Raw genomic sequence first — 23,026 nt, 5'->3', positions numbered from 1 at the left:
CGCAATCGGTGGGTCATCCGTGTTATTGCCGCTCTAATCGTTGAGGTCGCCCGTCAAGCGTTCGGCGACGCAGGGAGGTAACTCGATGCTTACGCCAATATCGATCCGTACCAACTATATGAAAGCTCAGACGCCATTTTTCATCGGGTTTTTGCTGCCGGACTCCAAGCACGCTATTTACATATCCGAGGGGAGCGCATACCTGCTGCCTGTCATCAAATTTGCTTACGAAGGCTTATACGCGCAGGACGGGAAGGCGGAGCTTTTCGCGAATGTTCCGCTCCGTACCTTGCCTTCTGACGAGGACTACGTATCCTTTCTATACGGGTTGCTGACAGAAAGGAGCGCCTTCGACCTCCTGACGGGACCGTTCGATAGGAACGACACTTCAATACGGCTGCTTCACAACGACGAGAGCGACCATAGCGGGTTTATTGATCGGGAAACCGATGTGTACGGCCGGAGCATTCCGGATTCAGAGATGGAAGGGGAGTGAGCGTATGAACCGTGCGGCAATGATTCACGGCCCGTACGACGATGCTGGCGACGGCAGCGGGACGGGATATGTTATGGAACAGGGATTCATAATCGACGGTATACACTTTATGTATATCAGCTTGGAGGGCGACTTATGGCTCGACCGCGTGCAGAAGGTGGACGGCCGGAAAACGCTGTATCTCGGCATGTGCGAGGCGGTCAAACTGGCGTCCGGTGTCACACGTGGAGATATCGTAATCCAAGAAATTTACGACCGCTTATCGAAAATGTCCGGTTGGCAGTTTCTCGTACGGGAGGTCCTTGTCTCTGATACGGCGAGCGTAGATTTTGAGCTGTTGAGATGGTAGCGTATATCAGTATTTTCCGCCTGACGATCCGCGTTGGCTACGCGGTGAAAGCGAGAGGACGGTTATTCTTAAGGCCGCCTGTCGCTAGCGGAAAGCCTGCGGGTCAGTTGGTCCGCGCTTTCTTGCGTGCATTCATATCTACTTATAAGGAGGTTCAATGTGCAATTACCAGTCATTAGGCGGTTAGGCTGCGAGAACTCTGAGATCGTAGAGTTAGATTTGAACGATATTCTTTACGTATCCAGATTCAAGGACCGGATTATCTATCATACGGAGGAAGAGGCGTTTGCTCAGATATTAACTTTCGCGGAGCAGGTCCGGGCATTTGAGCGACATGGGTTTCAGCGTATCGAACGTGGGTATTTGGTCCAGACGGATAAAGTGTCAGGGTACGACGAGAAGCTATCCGTTGTGTTATTCGGGTCCAATCCGAATAATCTGGCGTTAAGCGCTCCTGTGGCAACGTCGTACCGCAAACAATTCTTCGGTTTTGCTCAGGATAACGGAATACCCTGCGTGTCTTTGGCGAGTCAACGCTAGGGTATTGACATTGCATATACCCTTGGCGGGTATCTCGTTCATTACGGTTGGCGACGTAATGACATCCAGTCCGGTACGTTTGGCGGCGTGCCGGGCATCTTTATTATACCATATTATACGAACGTGTATTCGATTGGTTTCGGAATTTTGAAAAAAAAACTTTCAACGAGGTGTGCGAACAGTGTCTTTCGCTTCGTATATTACAGTATGACAAAAAAACAAATCAAATTTTCCACTGAACATGTGCGAACCTGATTGGTAGTGGCGTATTAAAAAGTATGACCGTAAAATAAGCATCGGCCAATTTACGGGAAAGTGTTTAAGTTGTCGTGTATCCTTGTATATAGTAACATAGCCGCCGAATAAGCAGTCAATAAAGAGTTTCCACTGAAAGTGTGCGGAGTGAAAACTCTATTTCTATAATGCAGTATAATCGCAAAAACACACAGGGAGCAACCTTAGCTCTTCTCACCTAAAGTGTGCGAGATCAATATCGCAGTTGTCTATAGTAGTATAACCGCAAAAACACGGAAGGCGACGAGACCCGTTTGTAATTCACCCATGGTGTGCGGAGGCCAAATCCTCTACGGTTAACATTACGAAAAGAAACTTCCTCCGGAATGTCCCAATCGGCCAAACCCGAGCACTTATAACCGGTATAAGCGGAATTAGTTTTCAGCGCGGTGTCCCAATTCGGGCATCCCGTGTGCATACGTAAATATCGCCGCTAATTACCCGCCAATTTCAAATAAATTTACGGCAAAGTGTCCGAACGTGAATGTTACTTCGTGTATTACAGTATAACCACAAAAACACACAGTGACAGAGCACTATTAACGCTAGGTTCCGAAATTCTTGTAAAACTGCACTGAATGATACAAATCAGTCGAATGCAGTACCGACAGTGACCCCTTCAACTCCAGGATATACTGCGGAGGTGTGCGAAACTGCTAACTCATCTCGAATAATACAGCATGGGTGGAATCTAGGGTAAGTGTCCCAATTCAACAAATCCGAGCACATATAAGAGGTAGAGAATATTTCTTGTAACTGTGCGGGACTGTATTTTCAGACGGTTAACTCGATGGAGAAGTAGTTGTCCCAATTTTGAAACCTCAAGCGGATATAAGATACAGAGAGGAAAATTCAGGTGTAAGTGTTTATTTATAAAATTATTCTCGTATATAGCATTATACGGTGTCCGAAACCGAAATTCTCGTTGTGTATTATATTATATAACATTCGCGGTCTTAAAAGACTGCTTCATATAAATTACAAAAAAAAAATTCCACAAAGGAGACAATGCGAAAATGAACAATAATACAATCGGACAAATGCTTTGGGTGGTCAAAAAGGAAAACAAGGAATGGGCAAAAGTTGGCTCGGAAATCCGTAACATGAGAAGCGCCAAACAGATGACAATTTCGGAAGTTGCTCATTCTATAGGAGTAAGTGCAAGCACTCTAAGTAAATTTGAGCGAGGCAGGCCGGTACAATCTGCACGCCTTATCGAAAACGCAGCCAAACTTGTACTTAGCCAATATCACGGAATTAAACAAGACGATCATATCCCGGAGTGTGTAATTGAAGTTGAGAACGGACAAATTGTGATGATAAATGCCGACACAGGCGTTCAATATGCAGCTCTCGATATACACAAACCCGAAAAAGCTCGTAAGAAAGTAGATGAGGCGATTCATTTGGCGAGGGTAATGGGAATTGAGTCGTACACGCTTTCTGACGAAGCGATGGCGATCCAACTTACGCCAGATTTGACGCACGTCCGATGCTTTTTCGGATCGTCAAAAGGGCGTTTGTTTTCACAGAAAGATGGCGTAACTATTGAGTACAGAACGGTAGACGAGTTGCTCACGGCAGCATCCGAAGAACTTCACACATATGGCGCAATATACACTGATTTTGAATATTTAGAACGGCGTTCAGACGGTAAATATCAGGCTGTCCGTTGGAATGACGGGGTTGTAGACGTGAAGGGCGTCCCAGCGGTACACTTAGCGCCTTAAAAATACCCCACTAAATATTTATGGCGGGAGGGTACGCCTATTAGCACACCGAGAAGGTCCGCACATGTCTTCGCTACAGATTTGCCCGGAATTGAATCTGAAATTATCAAATTTTTACGGGAGATTAACACCGCGGACACGAGGATAGGCGGTGCGGTTGTCGAGATCGGGCGGAGACTTCAATTCGTTAAAGATAAAGGACTTATTCACGGACAGTGGGAGCCGTGGCTGCGATCCGTCAATATTGCACCCGTAACTGCACGTAAATATATCCAGGTATACGAGCAGTTCGGGAACCGCGCGATGCCGATTGATTTGCCCTTGAGTAAAATGTTCGAGATGCTTCCGCTGCCTGCGAAGGTGTCACGGGATTTATTTTTAAAGAGCAAGCACTTAACCGATTCCGGAGAAAAGACCGTTGCTGAGATGACCGTTAAGGAGTTACGAGGTGTAGTACGTCGTGAACGTGAGCTTGCGGGACTGCTCCCTAGGAAGGACTCCCCTGCCAGCGATCCCCCGTCCGGACATGCTACGGACTCTACGACTGATCCGTTCAAAGCACTAGATTTGCCCGAAGGTTACGCGGAAGTGCTTGAGAAGCTTCCAGTATGTGTTGCACGGATGCTTATTCCACTGAGTCGAGACGAGAGGCTGGCGATGTTAGATGTTGCTGCACAGTTGTCTTCGTTAGCATTTTCGGAAAACTACCCAGAGATTCTGCACAGCGTACGGCAAAACAATTCGCCAAGCTCGATTGCTGCGTCTTATAAGGCTCCTCCAAAACGGCAGCCAATGAGTGGGATTTTTATCGATCCATACGAGATACTTCACGTTGATGAATGTGAGGATGAGCGAGTTGTCAGAAGTAAATACCGTACATTAGTAAAACAGCTTCATCCGGACGTAGGTGGTTCCGATTTTCTATTTAAGTTAGTACATGAAGCTTGGAAAGATTACCAATGTTCAGAATACTAAACAACCATGCGGATACCGATTCCGCTTCACATAGATACTAACCTTATAATAATGGAGGGGTTCCATGAGCCACCAACTTACCCTCATTGAAAATGACGGGGTGCTATTAGCAGATAGTCGGGAAGTATCTAGATTGGTAGATAAACCGCATAATGATTTAATGAAAAGTATTCGTACTTACAAAGGTTATCTTACTAAGGGAGATTTTTCCCTTAGTGAATTCTTCGTAGAAAGCACCTATTTAGACCCTACAGGACGTACCCTGCCCTGTTACCTTCTCACACGCAAGGGCTGTGACCTGATTGCTCACAAGATGACCGGTGAAAGAGGTGTCCTTTTCACTGCAACGTATGTGACCAAATTTGAGGAGATGGAACGTCGTCTAACGGCACCAAAAGTACCTTCAACGTATAAGGAAGCCCTCGTCGCCCTCGTATCACAAATCGAGGAGACGGAGCGTTTACAGATTGAAACGGCGCGTCAGACGGCGTTATTATCCGAGCAAGCTCCAAAGGTAGATTATTACGAGCAAATACTATCGTCTGAGGGCACTTTGCTTGTATCACAAATCGCCAATGATTACGGGATTTCGGCCGCCGATCTAAACTTGATCCTGAAATCGGAAGGCGTACAATACCGCCGCGGGAAACAATGGGTGCTTGCAAGCCGTTATGCTAGACAAGGGCTTGCTGACTCTTGCACAACGCTGGATGGTCACGGCCGCTCCCATATGAATACGAAATGGACGCAGGCAGGCCGTGCATTTATTCATAAGCTACTTTTACGAAAAAATATCCGGCCAGGAATCGGTCCCGATATCGAAGGTCAGAGGTATTTGCGTGAGTTACGAGAGGAAGCCGCGAGGTACCGTCGTACGTCTCGGAGGAACACGTATAGGATCGGACCGCCTTCGGTTACATTGACGCTTAATTAACGATGTTTGCACGGATCAGAGTTTCGGAGATTCGCTTTCCGCGCTCTGATCCGGCCATTTACTACGTAGTAGGGAGTGATACATTGTGTATATAAAGGCACTGACAAACGCCCGAAAACTTATCCAAAAGACAATCGCAGAAAAAGGACTCACGAAGGAACAGTTTGATCACCAACTGAACTCCATAAGCAAAAATGCGCCAATATTAAACGGAAAAGACGGAATGATCGAACTTGACCCCATGAACCCTCACCACAGAGAATGGTACGAAGAGTGGTGCGAGGATGACAAGTAATCCGTTGGAGGGAAGGTGACCGCCAACAAAGTACAACCGTATTGTCTGCTTCATGTCTCATTCCTGTCTCCTTTGTGTCTCCATTTTCACTTAGATATAGATTACGATTATAATGCAATCGAAAATCGCCAAGTCAAAATAACGAAAATGGAGGAACGTAACATGAGCGAACTATTAACGATAAGCGGCGTGCGAGGGTACGTAGACGACAAAGGAGTAGCGCAACTCAATTTAGAAGATGTGGCGCGAGGATTGGGTTTTACTCAACGTGCTGCCAGCGGGAATGAAGTTGTTAGATGGGAACGAGTAAACAAGTATTTAACTGATTTCGGAATCATCCCCACAAGTGGGGACGGATATATTCCTGAGAACATATTCTACCGCCTTGCAATGAAAGCGAAAAATGCTGTTGCAGAAGCTTTCCAGGCAGAAGTAGCGGATGAAATACTGCCAGCAATTCGTAGACACGGCATGTACGCAACGGACTGGCGTTAGACCATTTTAAGGGGTCACACCAATTTGGTAACAGCCTTAAATTTGCAATGGAGGAGTGCGCGGTATGAATCAATTGTTCAATTACGAGGGACACGAAGTTAGAACAGTATTAGTCGAGGGCGAGCCGTGGTTTGTTGCAAAGGATGTATGCGATATTTTAAGGCTTACAAATACAAATGTCGCTCTTGGCGGGCTGGACGATGATGAGAAATGTGAACATAAGGATTACTTAGGTTCGGGTAGGAAGCCTTTGCTAGTAAATGAATCCGGATTATATTCGTTAATACTTCGTAGCCGAAAACCGGAAGCCCGCATATTCAAACGTTGGGTCACGTCCGAAGTCCTCCCTGCTATTCGGAAACACGGCGGATACTTAACGCAGGAAAAAGTCGAGGAGGCGCTGCTCAATCCAGATACGCTTATCCAATTAGCGACGCAGCTCAAACAAGAACGCGAGGAGCGGATTGCCGCAGAAGCCACAATCGCTGCACAAGCGCCGAAAGTTCTATTCGCGGACTCCGTCGCTGGCTCCGATACGAGCATAACAATCGGAGATATGGCGAAGATATTGCGGCAGAACGGAGTCGATACGGGACAGAACAGGTTCTATACGTGGCTCCGTGATAACGGATACCTTATCAAACGCTACGGCAAAAGTTACAACATGCCTACACAGCGAGGTATGGACGCTGGACTGTTCGAGATTAGGGAGACGGTAATAACACACCCGGATCGGCCTAGTTTCCTCAAGAAAACGGCACTCATAACGGGACGCGGGCAACTTTATTTCGTGAAGCGGGTGTGGTCCGCATGATGCGAGAAAGCCCCGTGCACTATCGTTAGATAACCGGTTAATCCGGATCGTGACGATAGTGCACGGGGCTTTATTTAGATATTTGCGCGGCACTCGTTTTTCCTGTAAAATAAGGATACGTAGGTTCTCGCCAGAACCGTAGGCCTCCGATGAGTGACCGAAATCCAGCAACGACGGGGGTTCGGAGATTTAACGTATACTCTACCCGTTTCCTAAACGTTAGGTCGGATGTTCGAGTCATCTCGTGGCCGCTTTTTGCAAATATTTGCACTCTCAGCTTTTGACCATTCAATATCGTAGTGAGTTATGCCCCCTATAATGCAGTCAGGCAATCCTTTTAACCTGCTGCTTGACAGGGGGCTTTTGCATACAACAATCGGAGCAAGGAGACTGCAATGAACGATACCATATTGGAAGATATATTAGACGCCATGAAGGCGGACAAAGGAAATAACAGCATACAACGGGTTCAGAGCGCACATCGGATCAAGCTTGCAGAGTTCTGGGGTGTAGCCAAAGGCGACCGCATACTGGAGATCGGCTGCGGACAGGGAGATACTACCGCCGTGCTCGCTTATATGGCCGGTGAAGAAGGACTCGTGCAGGGCATTGATATTGCCTCTCCTGACTACGGCTCTCCGCTCACACTCGGTGAATCCGCCGCGATATTGACCCAGTCCCGCCTGGGCAAGCAAATTCGCATTGACTTTGAAATGGATGTGCTGTCTCCCGGGGTCGACTTCCCGGAACAGCATTTTGACAAAATTGTATTGTCTCATTGCTCCTGGTATTTGAAATCCTTTGAGGAGCTGTCCGGCATACTGCAAAAGGTCAAGCGCTGGGGCAAAACCTTGTGCTTTGCCGAATGGGATGCCCGCATTCAGCGGATTGAGCAATTTCCCCATTTTCTCGCGATTTCGATTCAGGCCAAATATGAGAGCTATAAGGTGAACAGCCACTCCAACCTGCGCAGCCTGTTCACACCAGCAGACATAAAAGCGTTGGCAGAGCAAGCCGGTTGGTCGGTTGTACATGAAGCCTCACTCAATTCCTCCGGATTGCAGGATGGCGGCTGGGAGATCGATATGACGTTATCCGGCTACAAGCAGGAGCTGGATGAGCTGCCGTATATTCCTTCCCGGCTCAAGATGCATATCGAGTCTGAAGCCAGACTGCTACAGACTTATGTCCATAGTGAAGCGCGGATCGAATCCTTGTCGACATTTGCCTTTACGGCAAACTAGGCCCGCTTGGGAGCTTCCTGCTTTATTTGCGGGAGGCTCTTTGGCTGCAGGCTTGAAGATCCTGTCTTAGTAGCTCTTTTCAATCAGCAATCAGCACAATCAACAACTTCCCACAGAGGGTATGGGGAAATCGCTTGTAATCCCTCGCTATCCAAGCTAAAATGAACCTATTAATCCAATCTGCCCGTCATGATTCACCTTTCGTTATGCGTCCGTCATTCCAATACTGACGAAAGGAGTGCCAGATAATGAACAAGCTGCGTTCTCCCATTCAACAATTCGCCGCGGACAGGCACCAAGGCCGGCATGACCGCCATAGTCAGTTCCCGCGCTATATACATGCTCTTAAAGGCTGCAGGCAGCGGGGATTATTTCTGCTGTCTGTATCACTACTAATCGCCATCTCGCTCTTCCTGCACCCGATTCAGGCGAGCTATAGCGAGATCCCGCCCGAAGCGCCGGCTATCGTTCATTACAAGGCGAAGCTCGACGCCGCGGCCGCTACACGGCCAAACCTGCTGCTTTATTTGATGCATCAGCCCATGTCAACAGAAGCATCCTATTCATGGATCATGCTGGCTGTAATAACGTTCTCAGGCTGCATACTGCATCTGAAGTTTTTCCGGACCGAAATCTACAAGCGGCTGCTCAAGCTGATGCTCCGGCCCAATAAATTCAGGTCAACGTTCGTGGACATCCGTTCCTTCTCTACTTAAAGCATATTGAGAAGGAGGAAGAAGCATGAGCGGAATGCAATCGCGTATAGAGAGTGAAGAAGAAATCCAGAAACGCGTCCTTGGCGAAGTCAAGTACGTGATGGTTTTCACCATTCTTACGGTTATTTTGATGGTAGTTATGTCTTTTGTCATGTAGCCGCTTGGCTGTGAGCGTGCGGGTATGCATATATTGCACTCATAACCACGAAAACAATCATTCATTTACTAAAAAGAGATCAGGGCGATGAACGCCCTGATCTCTTTTCTTATTTGGAGCTATCGCCTTGCCGCCTGAAAAATCAGTTCAGGACAATCTCAGCCGATGGTGTTGACAACGCATTGACAGTCACACTGCGTCCGTCCGCAATGGACAGGACGTATACTCTGTAAGTCACACCGCTGCGCAGCACATTGCCATCCACATCAAGTGTAGAAGAAGGAAGCACCACCGAATTGCTGCCGCCTGTCTTGCTTACTTGCGTGTAACGGGAAGCTGGAATCGCGTTTGCATCAGAGAGCTTGAAACTGTCCGAACGTCCGGACGGTACAACCAATACGGCGTAATACGCAAGGTTGGACTCACTGTCTGATCTGTTGAAGCTGACAGACAGGCTAGGTCCATTCCCGTCATTGCCGGAATCCTGAACATTGGTAATGGCAGCAGGCGCCGCCGACAGATCTGTCAATGTGATCGTATTCGATGAGCTGGAGAGTGCATTGCCCGAGCTGATGCGGGTATCGCCTACTGCCAGAACAAACACTTGGTAACTCACATTTTGTACGATTGCATTGCCCTGCACATCTCTGGCTGTTCTGCTCAAAGACGTCTTCGGATTATTGCCCTGTCTGGAAGCTACTGTATAGTTGCTTGAACTTACATTGTTTGCAGACAACAGGTTGAAGGAGTTGGCCTGTTCTGAACGCACTACCATAATGCGATACTCTGTAATATTGGACTCACTGGACGGCTTGTTATACGTGACCTCCAGATCGCGAGTATCGCCGTATGTGTTGGCAGAAGCCGCAGATACACTTGTTGGAGCCGATACAGAGTTGTTCGTCAGCGTAATCGTTGCAGATGCTGCAGACAATGCATTGCTGCCAGCCTGAGACCCGTCGTTCACGGTCAGTACGAACACTTTGTAACTTACACCATTCCGAATGGCTGCACCGTCTACATCTCTGGCATCCGAGGACAGAATCGTGCTAGGGTTATTGCCATTCTTGCTGACAACTGTCGAATTGGCATAAGGTACGTTATTCGCCTGGTCGAGATTGAACCGGTCGGCATTTGCTGATTTCACAACCATAATCCGATAATGATTAATCCGCGTCTCGTCATTGATTTTATTGAACGATACGAGCAAATCCCGTCCGTCTCCATAGTCACTCACATCCCCGGCTCTCACGTTTGTAACCGCGCTGCTGCCAGCGTTAGTGGTCAGGGAGATCGTCGAAGAAGATGAAGAGAGCGCATTTTGATAGTTGACTCTCTCGTTGCCGACTGCCATTACATAGACACGATACTGTCTTCCGGTCGTAATTGTATAGCCCTGTGTATCTCTGGAAGAAGAATTCAATGTGATGGTTTGATTCGATCCGTTTTTGTAAACCTCTGTATAATTGCCGTAAGCCACAGAGTTGGCACTTTGCAGATTAAAGTTGGAAGTATTGCTCGTATTCACAACAAAAATCCGGTAAAGGTTGACCTTCGACTCATCGGAAGATCTGTTGAAAGATACACGCAGATCACGTCCATCGCCATAGTCACTAATATCCTCCACCTTGTTGATGGATGGCGCTGAAAGGTTGTTGCTTTCAGTAAGCGTAATCGATGACGAGCTGGAAGACAGGCTGTTGGTTGCTGCATACGTGTTGTTGCTCACCGACAGTACGAATACCCGGTAAGCCACGCCACTGCGGATATAATCACCGGATGAATCTCTTGCAGACGAAGCAAGCTGCGTTGTCTGGCTCGATGCATTCGTCGAATATACCGTCGTGTAGTTCGAACTTGGCACATTATTGGCAGACGTCAGATTGAAATTATTGGCATTCGAAGCCTTAACTACGATAATCCGGTAGTGGGAAATGTTCGACTCGTTCCACGATTTATTAAAGCTCACAGTCAGGTCGCGGCCGTCTCCATAATCACTATCGTCACTTACCCGCAGGTTGGAAGCCGTTGGAACGGCAGGCAGCGTGGTCACCGTAATCTGGCTGGAGGAAGAAGAAAGCGAATTGTTAAAGCCCGCATTACTGTTTCCTACTGCCATAACGTAGAACCGGTAGCTTTCCCCGCGTTTAATCACATTGCCTTGAACATCCCGTGTACCGGAGTTCAGTGCTACGCTTTGGTTGCTTCCATTTTTATTTACAGTTGTATAGTTATTGCTCTTTACATCATTGGCCGTGGACAGATTAAAGCTGCCTGTCTGATTATTCTTGACAGCAAAGATCCGGTAGGAACCTACTTTGGATTCATCAGTGGAACGGTTGAATTTGACAACCAAATCGCGGCCGTCGCCATAGCTGTTGGTATTATCAACATTCGTAACCGACGGAACAGCCGGTGCAGTGTTGGAGGTACCCAGGCTGAATACCGAGGAACCTGTCGACAGCTGACTTGACTGCTGGTTCGAATTATTCGTTACAGCGAGTACAAAAGCACGGTAGGATACACCTGTACGCAGGTACTCCCCGGATGTGTCGCGCGCACTGGAATTCAGATTGGCCGACAGATTGTTGGAGCCGGTTTTATTAACGTTTGTGTAGTTTGAGCTGGATACATTAGATGCTGCAGTTGCATTAAAATTGTTCACATCCTGTGTTTTGACAACAAATACACGGTAGTTGGAAACATTGTTTTCATTTTGAGCCCGGTTAAAGCTGATCGACAGGTCACGCCCATCTCCGTACGTCGAAGTAATATTCGCCTTGACATTGCTTGCCGCTGCTTGATTAGAGCCAAGTGTAATCGTAGAGGACGGCTGCGACAGAGCCGCCTGATCCCCGTACCCTACCGCAAGCACAAATACGGCATAGCTCTGATTGCTTGTAATATATTCGCCGTCCGAATCCCTGGTATTAGAGGATAGGGTTTGTCTTTTGTCTCGTCCATCCTTGGAAATGGCGGTATAGTTGCTGCTCGACAACGACTGTGCCTTTCCAAGCGTAAAGGAAGATGCGTTGCGGGACTTGACAACATAGACCCGGTACTGATTAATATTAGCCTCATCCTTTGCTTTGGAGAAGCTTACTTCGATATCGCGTCCATCACCTTGCTGTCCGGCGATAGCAGCCGAAACATTGGATGGTGCATAGGTTTTAGAAGAGGTCTTGATAAATACATTCTGGCTCGCTTCATCCCATTTGACTTCTTCACCCAAGGCTTCGCTGACAAAGCGCACCGGCACCAGCGTCCGGTTATTCAGTGTTCTGGCTGCTACATCCATATACACTGTCTGATCATCAATCGTCGCTATTTTGGAACCAATCGTCAATGTAACGGTTACGCCATTCTTTCTTGCTACAACAGTCTGTGTATTATTATTCCATGTTACCTTTGCATCCAGTGCTTCAAAGATCGCACGCAGAGGAACGAGTGTCCGGTAATTAATCGTCACAGCTCCCTGATCTGTCTGAAGCTCCGATCCGTCAATATAAATGCGAATCGACGATGGTGCTGCATGTGCCTGCGGCTGAACCGTCATAATCAGCATGGAGACACCCAGCAGCGCGGATAATAGCCTTTTCATGTAAACAGCCTCCCAAATTCTTTCAGTTAATATTCAGCTACTCTTCATGTTTGTTTAATGAAGGACTTGAACAGTAGACGCTACAGACAAGGTAAAAGTTGCTATCGTTTTGAAAAATATTTTTTTGCCTGCACCATTGCTGCTTCTGCCTGCTATCTCCCTGATCATAGAAAAAGAAGCCCGGTTCGGGCTTCTCTTCTATTTAAAAGGAAGTTCCAAAGTCACCCATTTCCATAAGATTCTCATATGGAATGATTTGATCTTTTGGAATGTCAGCCTGCTTCTCAATCGGCTTGTTCAGGTTATCATAACGCGATGTCATATTCAGAACAAGATTGGCATCCTCATTATCGACCTTGAAGCTCAAGTCCGCTTTAAAATGCTGATAAGTCATGTAGCCATCCTGAATCCCGCCAAGCATGGACAGCTCATTGATTGTCAATTCCTTCTTAATATCCTCGAGATCCTTCTTCACCTCTTGGAGTTTCTCAGGCGTCAATTCTTTTTTGGCATCCTCGATATCCTGCTTCTTCAGATTGAGGGCCTTCATATATTCCTCATTCTGCGCCACCAGCTCGATGAACTCAGGTGCAGCCTTCTCCGCCAATGCAATGACAGCCGCTTCAAAATTAGTTTGTGTAACTGAAACTTTAACCGCTTCATCCAGCTTAAGATCGGACGGCAGACCCGTTGCTTCATCCAGCTTCACACTTTGGAAGTATTGTTCACCATCCAGATGCTTCAGAATAATCGAAATCATATCCTGCACCAGCTTTTGCTGGGTTTCCGGATTGTAGCTCGGAATATCGAGATTCTCTTCCTTCGCCAGCTCGTTCATATCGATTTCGATATATTTGCCCGCCAGATCACCTAGCGGCAGCATTGGTATGTTTGGCACCTTAACGAGCATTGTGTCCTCCGTAATAATCATCGGAATGGACAAATTAAAAGAAAAATCACCTTTTAATGCAATATCCGCTGTAAGCTCCATCCGCATTGGTTCAATCTGATGCGAGCCTTTAACATCAATGGTCATATTCTGGAGCAAATTCAAAGCCAACTGGGCTTCAGGTCCTTCGCTCTGCAAGAATGCATTCGGTAAAGTGAGCTTCTCTACATTCACCGATCCGGAAAAGGTGTAGGATTGCAATTCCATCGATTTAACCAGGGCGCTCTGGATGGTAGATTGCGGTGATGCCTGTTTACCGCAGCCCGCTACAAGGACTAATAGAGCTACCATCATAAGCAGCCATTTCCAACTGCTGTTTCGATTCAAAACAAAAAAACCTCCCCATAAAAAGTCATTCCCTAATTGTATAATAAAGTGTTGGAAGTGAAAAGGAAGTTTTGAGAAATTCATCTAAATTTTTTGTAAAGGCGGTGCCCGTGAACGTTAAAAAGACCTCTTATTGGATATTGCCATCCAATAAGAGGTCTTCATTCGCACATGTATTTAGCCTTCACCATTATTATGACGGGAATGATTGGCCTGCTTGACTTTCTTCGAGCCGGACAGCGGCTCTTGCTGGCCGCTCTCGCGGCGCTCTACATGCTGTTCCCCGGCAGCTCCAGGGACAGGCTGTGTTTTGGGTTTGCTCATTGTAATCACTCCTTCATTCAAATTGGCTAATTTACATGATCATTAGCTGTGCTGATGATCCAAATCTGTCGGCTGATCATGATTCAGCGCGTCCTGGTGCCTGCGGTCGTTCTTATCCTGCTGCAGCTGTTGAGCATGATGCGCATTGACCGGCTCGTTCTCCAGGTCATGCACAACGCCGCTCAGGTTCTTATCCAAATTATTTTTAGCCCGTGTCATCGACTGTGCTCCTCCTCATCTAAGCATGGGTTAGCTGATGCAGTGCCTGTGCACATTCGTGCAGATGCCGTGTGTAGTCCTGGATCAGCTCCTGCAGCAATCCTGTGCGCTCATCAATGGATTTGCCGCTTCGCTCGACGTCCACCAGTTCGGTCCGGATCTCCCGGCTATCCACATATTCCACTTTAAAATCAAAGGTATACTCCTGATGCCCGGCCGTGCGGATATGAATACGAAGCGAGTTCTCATCTGCTTCATCCGCTTTGACCTCAGCAGAATCTGCGGCATTCAATGTCCTTGGCAGTGTCTCCTGCCAGGCATCCAACAGAGATTGCTGATTCACCTGCAATTCATCTTTTCTCATGGCTCTAGACCACCTCCATCATCAATAAGATGCGACAAGCCAAGGATGTCTATACATCCGTCAATTAAAATGAATCGAAGTCCGTAAATAAAACAGAACCTGGCAAGCAAAACGATCTAATATAACAAAAAAACCTGCCGGATTACGCCGGCAGGCTGTTTATGATCAATAGTGGCGGAGAGAGTGGGATTCGAACCCACGTGGGCTTTCACCCTAACGGTTTTCAAGACCGCCCCGTTATGACCGCTTCGGTATCTCTCCATATATGGTTATTGTCACAAATATGATTATACCACAGGCTAAAGCCAGGATGCAACCTGTTTTAGCCTGTGGCAAAGCTTACTTATTTTTTCGCTTCAATCCGTTCAATTCCGCCCATATATGGACGCAATACTTCCGGAACGACAATCGATCCGTCAGCCTGCTGATAATTCTCCAGAATCGCAGCCACTGTACGGCCTACAGCAAGTCCCGAACCATTAAGCGTATGCACGAATTCCGGCTTGCTCTTCGGTTCTGGACGATAGCGAATGCCCGCTCTGCGCGCCTGGAAATCCTCGAAGTTGGAGCAGGAGGAAATCTCGCGATACATGCCGCTTTCCGGCAGCCACACTTCAAGGTCATAAGTTTTGGCTGAGGAGAAGCCGATATCACCCGTACACAATGTCAATACACGGTAAGGCAGCCCCAGAAGCTGCAAAATCTTCTCCGCGTTCTGCGTCAATGTCTCCAGCTCGGCATAGGAATCCTCAGGCTTCACAAGCTTAACCAATTCAACCTTGTTAAACTGATGCTGGCGGATCAACCCTCTGGTATCACGCCCTGCAGAACCCGCTTCGGAACGGAAACAGGCAGAATAAGCTACATAATTTTTCGGAAGGTCCTCAGCAGACAGAATCTCCTCACGATGAAGATTCGTAACCGGAACCTCAGCGGTAGGGATCAGGAAATACTCCGTACCTGCCAATTTGAATACATCCTCTTCGAACTTCGGAAGCTGGCCTGTCCCAACCAAACTGTCACGATTGACAATGTATGGAGGGAGCAGTTCCTCATAGCCGTGCTGGTCACTGTGCACATCCATCATAAAGCTGATCAATGCACGCTCCAATCTTGCTCCAAGTCCTTTGTAAAATACAAAACGGGAGCCGGTAACCTTGGATGCTGATTCAAAATCAAGCAGCCCAAGCTCCTGCGCCAGATCCCAGTGAGCTCTCGGCTGAAAATCTAAAGCAGCTGGTTCGCCTACCTTGCGGATTTCGATGTTGTCTTCCTCAGAAGCTCCGACAGGAGTGCTCTCATGCGGCACATTCGGAATGGAGAGAACCAGTTCATCGATCAGCTTCTCCAGTTCTCTGGATTCCTCATCAAGCTCTTTAATACGGTCGCCTACCTCACGCATCTCGATGATCAGCGCTTCGGCATCCTCCCCTGCTTTTTTAAGCTTGGCAACCTCTTGGGAGACGGTATTTCTGCGGCTCTTGAGCTGCTCGCTCTGCTGCAGCAAATCACGGCGCTTGCTGTCCAGGACAGGAAACTCCTGAATAATATCCGCCGATTTACCGCGTTGCTGGAGCGCCTGCTGAACCTTGGCAAAATCATTTCTTAACAATTTAATATCAAGCACGACTGGTAAAGGCCCCTCTCTAAAGGGTTTAGTTATGTGCCAGCCGCAGCTTCCTTCGCCATTTGGAGAAAATAGGCATGCAGCTGGAAATCATCGGTAAGCTCCGGATGGTAGGAGCAGGCCAGCAAGTTGCCCTGTCTGGCGGTCACGATCTCTTTATTATATGTCGACAAGACCTGCACGGAAAGACCCACTTCCGTAATAAGCGGCGCCCGGATGAATACGGCGCGAACCCGGTCCTCAATTCCGGCCACTTCCAGATCTGTCTCAAAGCTTTCACGCTGCCGGCCAAAGGCATTGCGGGCTACTGTAATGTCCATCAGTTTAAGATGGGCTTCCTCGTCGCCCGCAATACGTTCTGCCAGCACAATCAGTCCCGCACAGGTTCCGAACAAAGGCTTGCCCTGGGCAGAAAACTGTTGAATAGCTTCGATAAAGCTGTATTTGCGCATTAGCTTGCCTATGGTTGTACTCTCGCCACCCGGAATAATCAGTCCGTCCAACCCGGACAACTGGTCAACAGTCTTGACTGCTACTGCCTGTCCGCCCGCCGCTTCAATGCTTCGCATATGCTCTGCAACGGCGCCCTGAAGCGCCAGTACCCCGATTTTCATAGCTGCCTGCCTTCTTTCATTATCAATTATAGCCCGCGATCCTGCATGCGCTCTGCGGCATTCAACTTGGAAATTTCAATTCCCTTCATTGGAGTGCCGAGGTTTTTGGATACTTCTGCGATCAGCTTGTAATCTTGATAATGTGTAGTTGCCTCTACGATAGCACGGGCAAATTTTTCAGGGCTGTCGGATTTGAAGATACCGGAGCCGACGAAGACGCCATCCGCACCCAAATGCATCATCAGCGCAGCATCAGCTGGAGTTGCTACACCGCCTGCTGCAAAGTTAACAACCGGAAGCTTGCCTGCCTCATGAACGCCCAAAAGCAGCTCATAAGCTACGCCAAGCGTCTTTGCTTCATGATACAGTTCGTCCTTAGACAGGTTTTGGACCTTGCGAATTTGACCATTGATCAAACGCAAGTGGCGCACGGCTTCCACGATATTGCCTGTTCCCGGCTCGCCCTTGGTGCGAAGCATGGAAGCTCCTTCTTGAATACGGCGAAGCGCTTCGCCCAGATCCTTGGCTCCGCATACAAAAGGAATTGTAAACTCTGTCTTGTCGATGTGGAAAATTTCATCCGCAGGCGTCAATACTTCGCTCTCGTCGATGTAATCCACACCCATCGATTCCAGAATCTTTGCCTCTACATAATGCCCGATTCTCGCCTTGGCCATAACCGGAATGGATACAACCTTCATCACTTCTTCCACGATTGTCGGGTCGGCCATGCGGGCAACGCCCCCTGCAGCACGAATATCCGAAGGCACACGCTCAAGCGCCATTACAGCTGTTGCGCCTGCTGCTTCCGCAATTTTTGCCTGCTCGGCGTTCATAACGTCCATAATGACGCCGCCTTTTTGCATTTCTGCCATACCGCGTTTCACACGTGAAGTTCCTGTTTCCATATCTCAAATGCCTCCTAAAATGGGATTTAGTCCGTAAACTCTAGCCCAAATTTTACAGGAGACAATTTGAGGGAACAAGGACCAGTCACAGCTTTTAGAATAGGTCCACGATGCCTTTGAAGATGCTGACGAAGAAGTCCTTGATGCCTCTGAACATCAGTCTCCACCAGCTTCCCTTGTCTACTTCTTCATTAGTAATCAGGTTGACTGTCTTCTCACTAGTTTTTCCTTGAGCATCTGTGTACTGATAGGTTACCGTCCCGACTACCGTGTTGATTGGCAGTGGAGCGACCAGTTCCTCCGGCTTTTTAATATCGCTTTTCAGAAGCTCAATTTTCGGTTCTACATTCTTTTTCACAATAAAGCTGATATCTTGCTGAGTGACAACCGAAACCTCGGTTTGAACGCCTTTTTTAACTTTCACTTTTTCAAGCGTTTCTACTGCGGTTTTAGGGGTTACTACTGTTTTAAGAGCAAAATTATCAAAGCCGTAATCAAGCAGCTTCGCAGTTTCACGGAAACGGGCATACTCAGAATCTGTCCCCATGACAACGCTGATCAGGCGCATTCCATTACGTTCTGCCGTGCCCGTAAAGCAGTATTTTGCAGCTTTGGTATGACCGGTCTTCATTCCGTCTACGCCTTCATACGCAAACTGCTTTAAATACTGATTACTCTTATTGGCTCCCAACATATAATTATAGTTGATAAGCGGTTTATCATCCCGCTCACGGAATTTGTAGGATGGAATACTCGAAAATTCCAAAAACTCAGGGTGTTCATTTACGATATGATAAGCTAGCATGGCTGCATCTTTGGCCGACATGATCGTCTCGCCGCTAATGGACTCAGGCCGATATTGTGGAAGCAAATCATCACGGCTAAGTCCTGTTGCATTAATAAAATGCGCAGTTTCGAGCCCCAGCTCCTGTGCCGTTGTATTCATCCGCTGTGCGAAAGCCTCTTCAGTGCCAGCTATCTTCTCGGCCAGCGCAATGGAAGCATCATTAGCAGAACCTACAGCCATCGCTATGAATAATTCCTTAACCGTATGTTTGTCGTTTTCGGCAAGAAAGACATGGGAGCCCCCCCTGGTTGTGGTTGCCGCATTTTTCCCAACGGTAACAACATCATCCCATTTCAGGTTTCCTGATTTAATCTCTTCCATAACAATGTATTCCGTCATCATTTTGGACATGCTTGCAGGCGGGAGCGCCTCATCGGGATTAGCCGAAAATAGAATCTGTCCAGTTGCTGCATCCATGAGAATTGCTGATCTGACTCCCAGCCCCAAGTCATTCTTAACGTGACCCTTCTCATCTTTCTCCACATCTGCTGCTGCTGCGATAGAACCTGCACTCATCATCAGCACACATATCGCCAAAAATGCTGCAATGGCTGGCTGCCATAGCCTTGCCGAACGGCTACGTTTCAATTCCTTCCTCTCCTTCATCCGTTATTTGTACATTTTAATATTGTAACATAAAATAACGTACAAGCGTAAACCATGCAGCCCCAGACTATCGGGAATGACGCATTAAAAAGTTCACATAAAATATCCATGGTATATATCCTCCGGAATTCTTCCTAAATATAGAAAAGACAGGCTAACAGCATGATCTGTCTGCTGTTAAGCCTGTCTTTCCTGATTTTCATTATTGATATTATACTGAGTATCGTTGCCTGATTAATTACAGGGAGTAGTTAGGCGCTTCCTTCGTAATTTGCACATCATGCGGATGGCTCTCACGAAGTCCAGCACCGGTAATGCGTACGAATTGGGTATCATTTTTAAGCTCTTCGATGGTTAGCGTACCGCAATAGCCCATCCCTGAACGCAAACCGCCCATTAGTTGATGCACCGTATCGGCAAGCGGCCCCTTGTAAGCGACTCGGCCTTCGATGCCTTCAGGAACAAGCTTGGTTTCATTCTCCTGGAAGTAACGGTCCTTACTGCCTTCCTTCATCGCTCCGAGGGAGCCCATGCCGCGGTATACTTTGAACCGGCGTCCCTGATAAATTTCTGACTCCCCGGGGCTCTCATCTGTACCAGCCAGAAGGCTTCCGACCATGATCGCACTTGCACCTGAAGCAATTGCTTTGGTGATGTCGCCGGAATACTTGATACCGCCATCCGCAATGATAGGTATATTGTATTCACGTGCAACTGTAGCACAATCATAAATTGCGGTAATCTGAGGCACACCGATACCGGCAATAACGCGTGTGGTACAGATCGAACCTGGACCGATTCCGACTTTCACTACAGAAGCACCAGCCTCAATCAGATCACGTGTTGCTTCTCCGGTAGCCACATTGCCTGCAACAATCGTCAACTCCGGGTAGGCTGCACGAAGCTTCTTGACCATCTCGATCACGTTACGCTGGTGGCCATGAGCAGAATCAACGACAAGGACATCCACACCTGCTTGCACAAGCACCTGGGCACGCTCAGGTGTATCCTTGGCAATTCCTACAGCCGCACCGCAAAGCAAACGCCCATGCTCGTCCTTGGCAGCATTCGGGAACTGGATCGCTTTTTCAATATCCTTGATCGTAATAAGTCCTTTCAGTTGATTGGATGTATCAACCAGAGGCAGCTTTTCAATCTTGTGCTTTTGAAGCAATACTTCTGCTTCTTCAAGCGTTGTGCCTACAGGTGCAGTGACCAGTTCCTCATGCGTCATCACTTCACTGATTTTAATCGAGTAATCATGAATGAAGCGCAGGTCACGATTCGTAATGATACCGACCAACTGATTGGTATTGTCCACAATCGGAACACCGGAAATCCGATATTTGCCCATCAATTCCTCCGCATCATACACATGATGGTCTGGAGTCAATGAGAAAGGATTTGTAATAACGCCACTCTCCGAGCGTTTTACACGATCGACCTCTTGAGCCTGTTCAGCAATGGACATATTCTTGTGAATAATTCCAATGCCACCCTCTCTTGCCATCGCGATTGCCAGAGCAGATTCCGTTACGGTATCCATCCCGGCGCTGATAACAGGGATATTCAGCTTAACTTTTGGACTCAATTGGATAGACAGATTCACTTCTCTAGGCAGTACCTCGGATTTTCGAGGGACAAGCAGTACATCGTCAAACGTTAATCCTTCCTTGACGAACTTGTTTTGCCACACTACGGTGTTCCTCCTTAAAATGTTGAAATCAGTTCTTTTCGTTACTGCTTAACCTGTTCGAAACCTGATAACCCACGATCGGCAGCAGGCTTGCCTGTTTGAAAATAAAGGGACTTTACAAGCAGTATCGCTTATAAATCCCTGTCTTTTCATTATGGCTGTACAAATATATTATTGCCATATTATCAGAGGGGGTATAGGCTGTCAAGGAAAGTACAGCAAGCTTTCATTGGATTTTCATATCTCATAATCATATCTGCACTGCGCATCCCAGATTAAAAATTCCTGAATTCCCAAATCTTCGGCGGCTTGTATCTGCGCCTTAATCTGTGCTGATGTATAGTTCTGATGAGGATGAATCCATGATGCGGTAAATCCCTGCAGCCACGGTCTGACTCTCGCCGCATGAATACCATGCTTCACTAATTGTTCATTACGTCTGCCTGCGTCAGTCAGAGCACGGTTAATGACAGCATACGGCTCCAAGTCCGGGTTGGCGATGCCGTACATACCCTGCGAGTAATGAGAGGGATAGGTCATAGGAGAAATCGTATCTACATGGCGGGAGACACCGCTCCATGTCTGACCGATACCCATATCATCACTTGATGAAGTGACAAGACCAAATACATCGGCCGATACTTTCGCTCCATCCTCATGGATTCGACTCCTTGCCTTTTCAAGAAAGCGAGAAATGGCTTGAGATTTAGTAAGCTGCTCTGAGTTTGCATACTGGACAACCTGGTCCATCTTTGCTCCATTTTCCGGAAAACGGACATAATCGAATTGAATCTCATTAAACCCCTTGGCTGCGGCCTCCTTTGCAATCGCAATGTTATAATCCCATACCTCTTGTTGATACGGATCAATCCATGTTGTCCCCTTCTTATCCCGCCAGAGAGCGCCGGACTTCTTATAAATAGCCCATTGCGGCTTATTATGGACTAACCAGGGATCACGAAATACAACCACACGTCCAATTAGATAAATATTCTGTTCCTTTAAGGTTGTAATCATTTGGTCAACATCCTTAATCAATGGCTCACTGTCTGAATCAATCTCCTTGACCTCCGGCAAGGAAGAGGCATACGTAACCTTGCCAAAATCGTTCTTCACATCAATGACCATGGCATTGAGATCGTTATTGCGGGCAATATTCAGCATTCGGTTGAGACCATTGGCTGAACCTGCTACCCAACCGGATACATAAATGCCGCGCACCGGCCTTGCATCCGGGTACGATGCCTGAAGCTTCATTTGATGTTGAACCTGGCCAAAAACATAGTGGGCTGAAGATGTTCCCGAATTGTATGTCGAGTTGGAAGCAGAGTGGGTAAGCTTTGGAGATATATTGACATCAAGAGGAGCTTGCTGCTGCGGTATTAAACATAAAACCATGCTAAGGGAGAAAGTTAATAGTAACCGAACTGTTGGGAGCATGCTGATTCACCTCATTCCACTTAATGCTGTTAGTATGAGCGAACGAAGCGAATCCCTTGACTAGGAGATAAGGGAAGGAATGACGCATTATGGAATTATAAATATCAAAATAACAACAAAAAACCCGTTGAACATAAAGTTCAACAGGTCATTCGTGCTTGGCGACGTCCTACTCTCCCAGGACCCTGCGGTCCAAGTACCATCGGCGCTGGAAGGCTTAACGGTCGTGTTCGGGATGGGTACGCGTGGTTCCCTTCCGCCATTGCCACCAAACGTTCAGTTGCACACTGAAAACTGGATGCGAAAGTCATTTTGAATCATTTTAGCTAAAGTCTTTAGGATAAGCCCTCGACCGATTAGTACTGGTCAGCTCCACACATTGCTGTGCTTCCACCCCCAGCCTATCAACCTCGTCGTCTTCAAGGGGTCTTACTAATTGGGAAATCTCATCTTGAGGGGGGCTTC

General features: G+C 47.5%; 22 protein-coding genes, 1 tRNA gene, 2 rRNA genes and 1 pseudogene. 12 read left to right on the top strand and 14 right to left on the bottom strand.

Annotation, left to right across the window (positions count from 1 at the left end):
• Nucleotides 1-85: 85 nt before the first annotated feature.
• From H583_RS0113360 to H583_RS37875, 12 genes and pseudogenes are all read left to right on the top strand, one after another.
• On the top strand, nt 86-496 hold the full coding sequence (locus H583_RS0113360; RefSeq protein WP_028560908.1) for a hypothetical protein: 411 nt from the start codon (nt 86-88) through the stop codon (nt 494-496).
• 4 nt (nt 497-500) lie between these two features.
• A complete protein-coding gene (locus H583_RS0113355; protein WP_028560907.1) occupies nt 501-845 on the top strand; it encodes a hypothetical protein in 345 nt (114 codons plus the stop codon).
• 159 nt (nt 846-1,004) lie between these two features.
• A complete protein-coding gene (locus tag H583_RS0113350) occupies nt 1,005-1,385 on the top strand; it encodes a LytTR family DNA-binding domain-containing protein (RefSeq protein WP_028560906.1) in 381 nt (126 codons plus the stop codon).
• 1,310 nt (nt 1,386-2,695) lie between these two features.
• Nucleotides 2,696-3,409: a helix-turn-helix domain-containing protein gene (locus tag H583_RS0113345; protein ID WP_028560905.1), complete on the top strand. Its 714-nt coding sequence runs from the start codon at nt 2,696-2,698 to the stop codon at nt 3,407-3,409.
• Nucleotides 3,410-3,490: 81 nt separating this feature from the next.
• Nucleotides 3,491-3,700: pseudogene (locus H583_RS38145) on the top strand (DUF3102 domain-containing protein); the annotation flags it as partial.
• A gap of 12 nt (nt 3,701-3,712) precedes the next feature.
• Complete coding sequence (locus H583_RS35330; RefSeq protein ID WP_154665883.1) at nt 3,713-4,384, top strand: J domain-containing protein; 672 nt, start codon at nt 3,713-3,715, stop codon at nt 4,382-4,384.
• A 64-nt stretch (nt 4,385-4,448) separates the two neighbouring features.
• Entirely contained in the window at nt 4,449-5,318 is an 870-nt protein-coding gene (locus H583_RS32850; protein WP_051236424.1) for a phage regulatory protein/antirepressor Ant, read from the top strand.
• 457 nt (nt 5,319-5,775) lie between these two features.
• Entirely contained in the window at nt 5,776-6,108 is a 333-nt protein-coding gene (locus H583_RS32840; protein ID WP_051236422.1) for a BRO-N domain-containing protein, read from the top strand.
• Between the two features lie 64 nt (nt 6,109-6,172).
• On the top strand, nt 6,173-6,922 hold the full coding sequence (locus H583_RS0113320) for a phage antirepressor (protein WP_028560904.1): 750 nt from the start codon (nt 6,173-6,175) through the stop codon (nt 6,920-6,922).
• 395 nt (nt 6,923-7,317) lie between these two features.
• Nucleotides 7,318-8,166: a class I SAM-dependent methyltransferase gene (locus tag H583_RS0113315; protein WP_028560903.1), complete on the top strand. Its 849-nt coding sequence runs from the start codon at nt 7,318-7,320 to the stop codon at nt 8,164-8,166.
• Between the two features lie 248 nt (nt 8,167-8,414).
• Complete coding sequence (locus H583_RS0113310; RefSeq protein WP_028560902.1) at nt 8,415-8,882, top strand: hypothetical protein; 468 nt, start codon at nt 8,415-8,417, stop codon at nt 8,880-8,882.
• Nucleotides 8,883-8,907: 25 nt separating this feature from the next.
• Entirely contained in the window at nt 8,908-9,039 is a 132-nt protein-coding gene (locus tag H583_RS37875; protein ID WP_281170124.1) for a hypothetical protein, read from the top strand.
• Between the two features lie 142 nt (nt 9,040-9,181).
• On the opposite strand, the gene H583_RS32835 is transcribed toward H583_RS37875, so the two are convergent.
• The 14 genes from H583_RS32835 to H583_RS0113235 all read right to left on the bottom strand — a co-directional run.
• On the bottom strand, nt 9,182-12,640 hold the full coding sequence (locus H583_RS32835; protein WP_036709560.1) for a copper amine oxidase N-terminal domain-containing protein: 3,459 nt from the start codon (nt 12,638-12,640) through the stop codon (nt 9,182-9,184).
• Nucleotides 12,641-12,842: 202 nt separating this feature from the next.
• Complete coding sequence (locus tag H583_RS0113295) at nt 12,843-13,916, bottom strand: hypothetical protein (protein ID WP_028560901.1); 1,074 nt, start codon at nt 13,914-13,916, stop codon at nt 12,843-12,845.
• Between the two features lie 177 nt (nt 13,917-14,093).
• Nucleotides 14,094-14,240: a small acid-soluble spore protein P gene (locus H583_RS0113290; protein ID WP_028560900.1), complete on the bottom strand. Its 147-nt coding sequence runs from the start codon at nt 14,238-14,240 to the stop codon at nt 14,094-14,096.
• Nucleotides 14,241-14,282: 42 nt separating this feature from the next.
• The gene (locus H583_RS37190; RefSeq protein ID WP_169456492.1) at nt 14,283-14,459 is read right to left on the bottom strand and encodes a hypothetical protein; all 177 of its coding nucleotides are present in this window, start codon (nt 14,457-14,459) and stop codon (nt 14,283-14,285) included.
• Between the two features lie 19 nt (nt 14,460-14,478).
• Nucleotides 14,479-14,823 (bottom strand): hypothetical protein, encoded by a 345-nt coding sequence (locus tag H583_RS0113280; RefSeq protein WP_028560899.1) that lies wholly within the window; start codon nt 14,821-14,823, stop codon nt 14,479-14,481.
• 172 nt (nt 14,824-14,995) lie between these two features.
• Nucleotides 14,996-15,084, bottom strand: a tRNA-Ser gene (locus H583_RS0113275).
• An 82-nt stretch (nt 15,085-15,166) separates the two neighbouring features.
• Nucleotides 15,167-16,450 (bottom strand): serine--tRNA ligase, encoded by a 1,284-nt coding sequence (serS, locus tag H583_RS0113270; RefSeq protein WP_028560898.1) that lies wholly within the window; start codon nt 16,448-16,450, stop codon nt 15,167-15,169.
• A gap of 32 nt (nt 16,451-16,482) precedes the next feature.
• Nucleotides 16,483-17,064 (bottom strand): pyridoxal 5'-phosphate synthase glutaminase subunit PdxT, encoded by a 582-nt coding sequence (pdxT, locus tag H583_RS0113265; protein ID WP_028560897.1) that lies wholly within the window; start codon nt 17,062-17,064, stop codon nt 16,483-16,485.
• Nucleotides 17,065-17,090: 26 nt separating this feature from the next.
• The gene (gene pdxS / locus H583_RS0113260; protein WP_028560896.1) at nt 17,091-17,972 is read right to left on the bottom strand and encodes a pyridoxal 5'-phosphate synthase lyase subunit PdxS; all 882 of its coding nucleotides are present in this window, start codon (nt 17,970-17,972) and stop codon (nt 17,091-17,093) included.
• Nucleotides 17,973-18,066: 94 nt separating this feature from the next.
• Nucleotides 18,067-19,425 carry a D-alanyl-D-alanine carboxypeptidase family protein gene (locus H583_RS0113255; protein WP_028560895.1) on the bottom strand — a complete coding sequence of 453 codons (1,359 nt, stop codon included), beginning with the start codon at nt 19,423-19,425 and terminating at the stop codon, nt 18,067-18,069.
• A 238-nt stretch (nt 19,426-19,663) separates the two neighbouring features.
• Nucleotides 19,664-21,121, bottom strand: a complete 1,458-nt coding sequence (guaB, locus tag H583_RS0113250) for an IMP dehydrogenase (RefSeq protein WP_028560894.1) — start codon at nt 21,119-21,121, stop codon at nt 19,664-19,666.
• A 237-nt stretch (nt 21,122-21,358) separates the two neighbouring features.
• Entirely contained in the window at nt 21,359-22,378 is a 1,020-nt protein-coding gene (locus H583_RS32830; protein WP_051236420.1) for a putative glycoside hydrolase, read from the bottom strand.
• A 339-nt stretch (nt 22,379-22,717) separates the two neighbouring features.
• A 5S ribosomal RNA gene (rrf, locus tag H583_RS0113240) occupies nt 22,718-22,834 on the bottom strand.
• 63 nt (nt 22,835-22,897) lie between these two features.
• Nucleotides 22,898-23,026, bottom strand: a 23S ribosomal RNA gene (locus H583_RS0113235); the annotation flags it as partial.

It is taken from the genome of Paenibacillus pinihumi DSM 23905 = JCM 16419, assembly GCF_000422505.1.
Lineage (GTDB): Bacteria > Bacillota > Bacilli > Paenibacillales > Paenibacillaceae > Paenibacillus_D > Paenibacillus_D pinihumi.
This window is presented reverse-complemented; position numbering and strand designations above follow the sequence as displayed.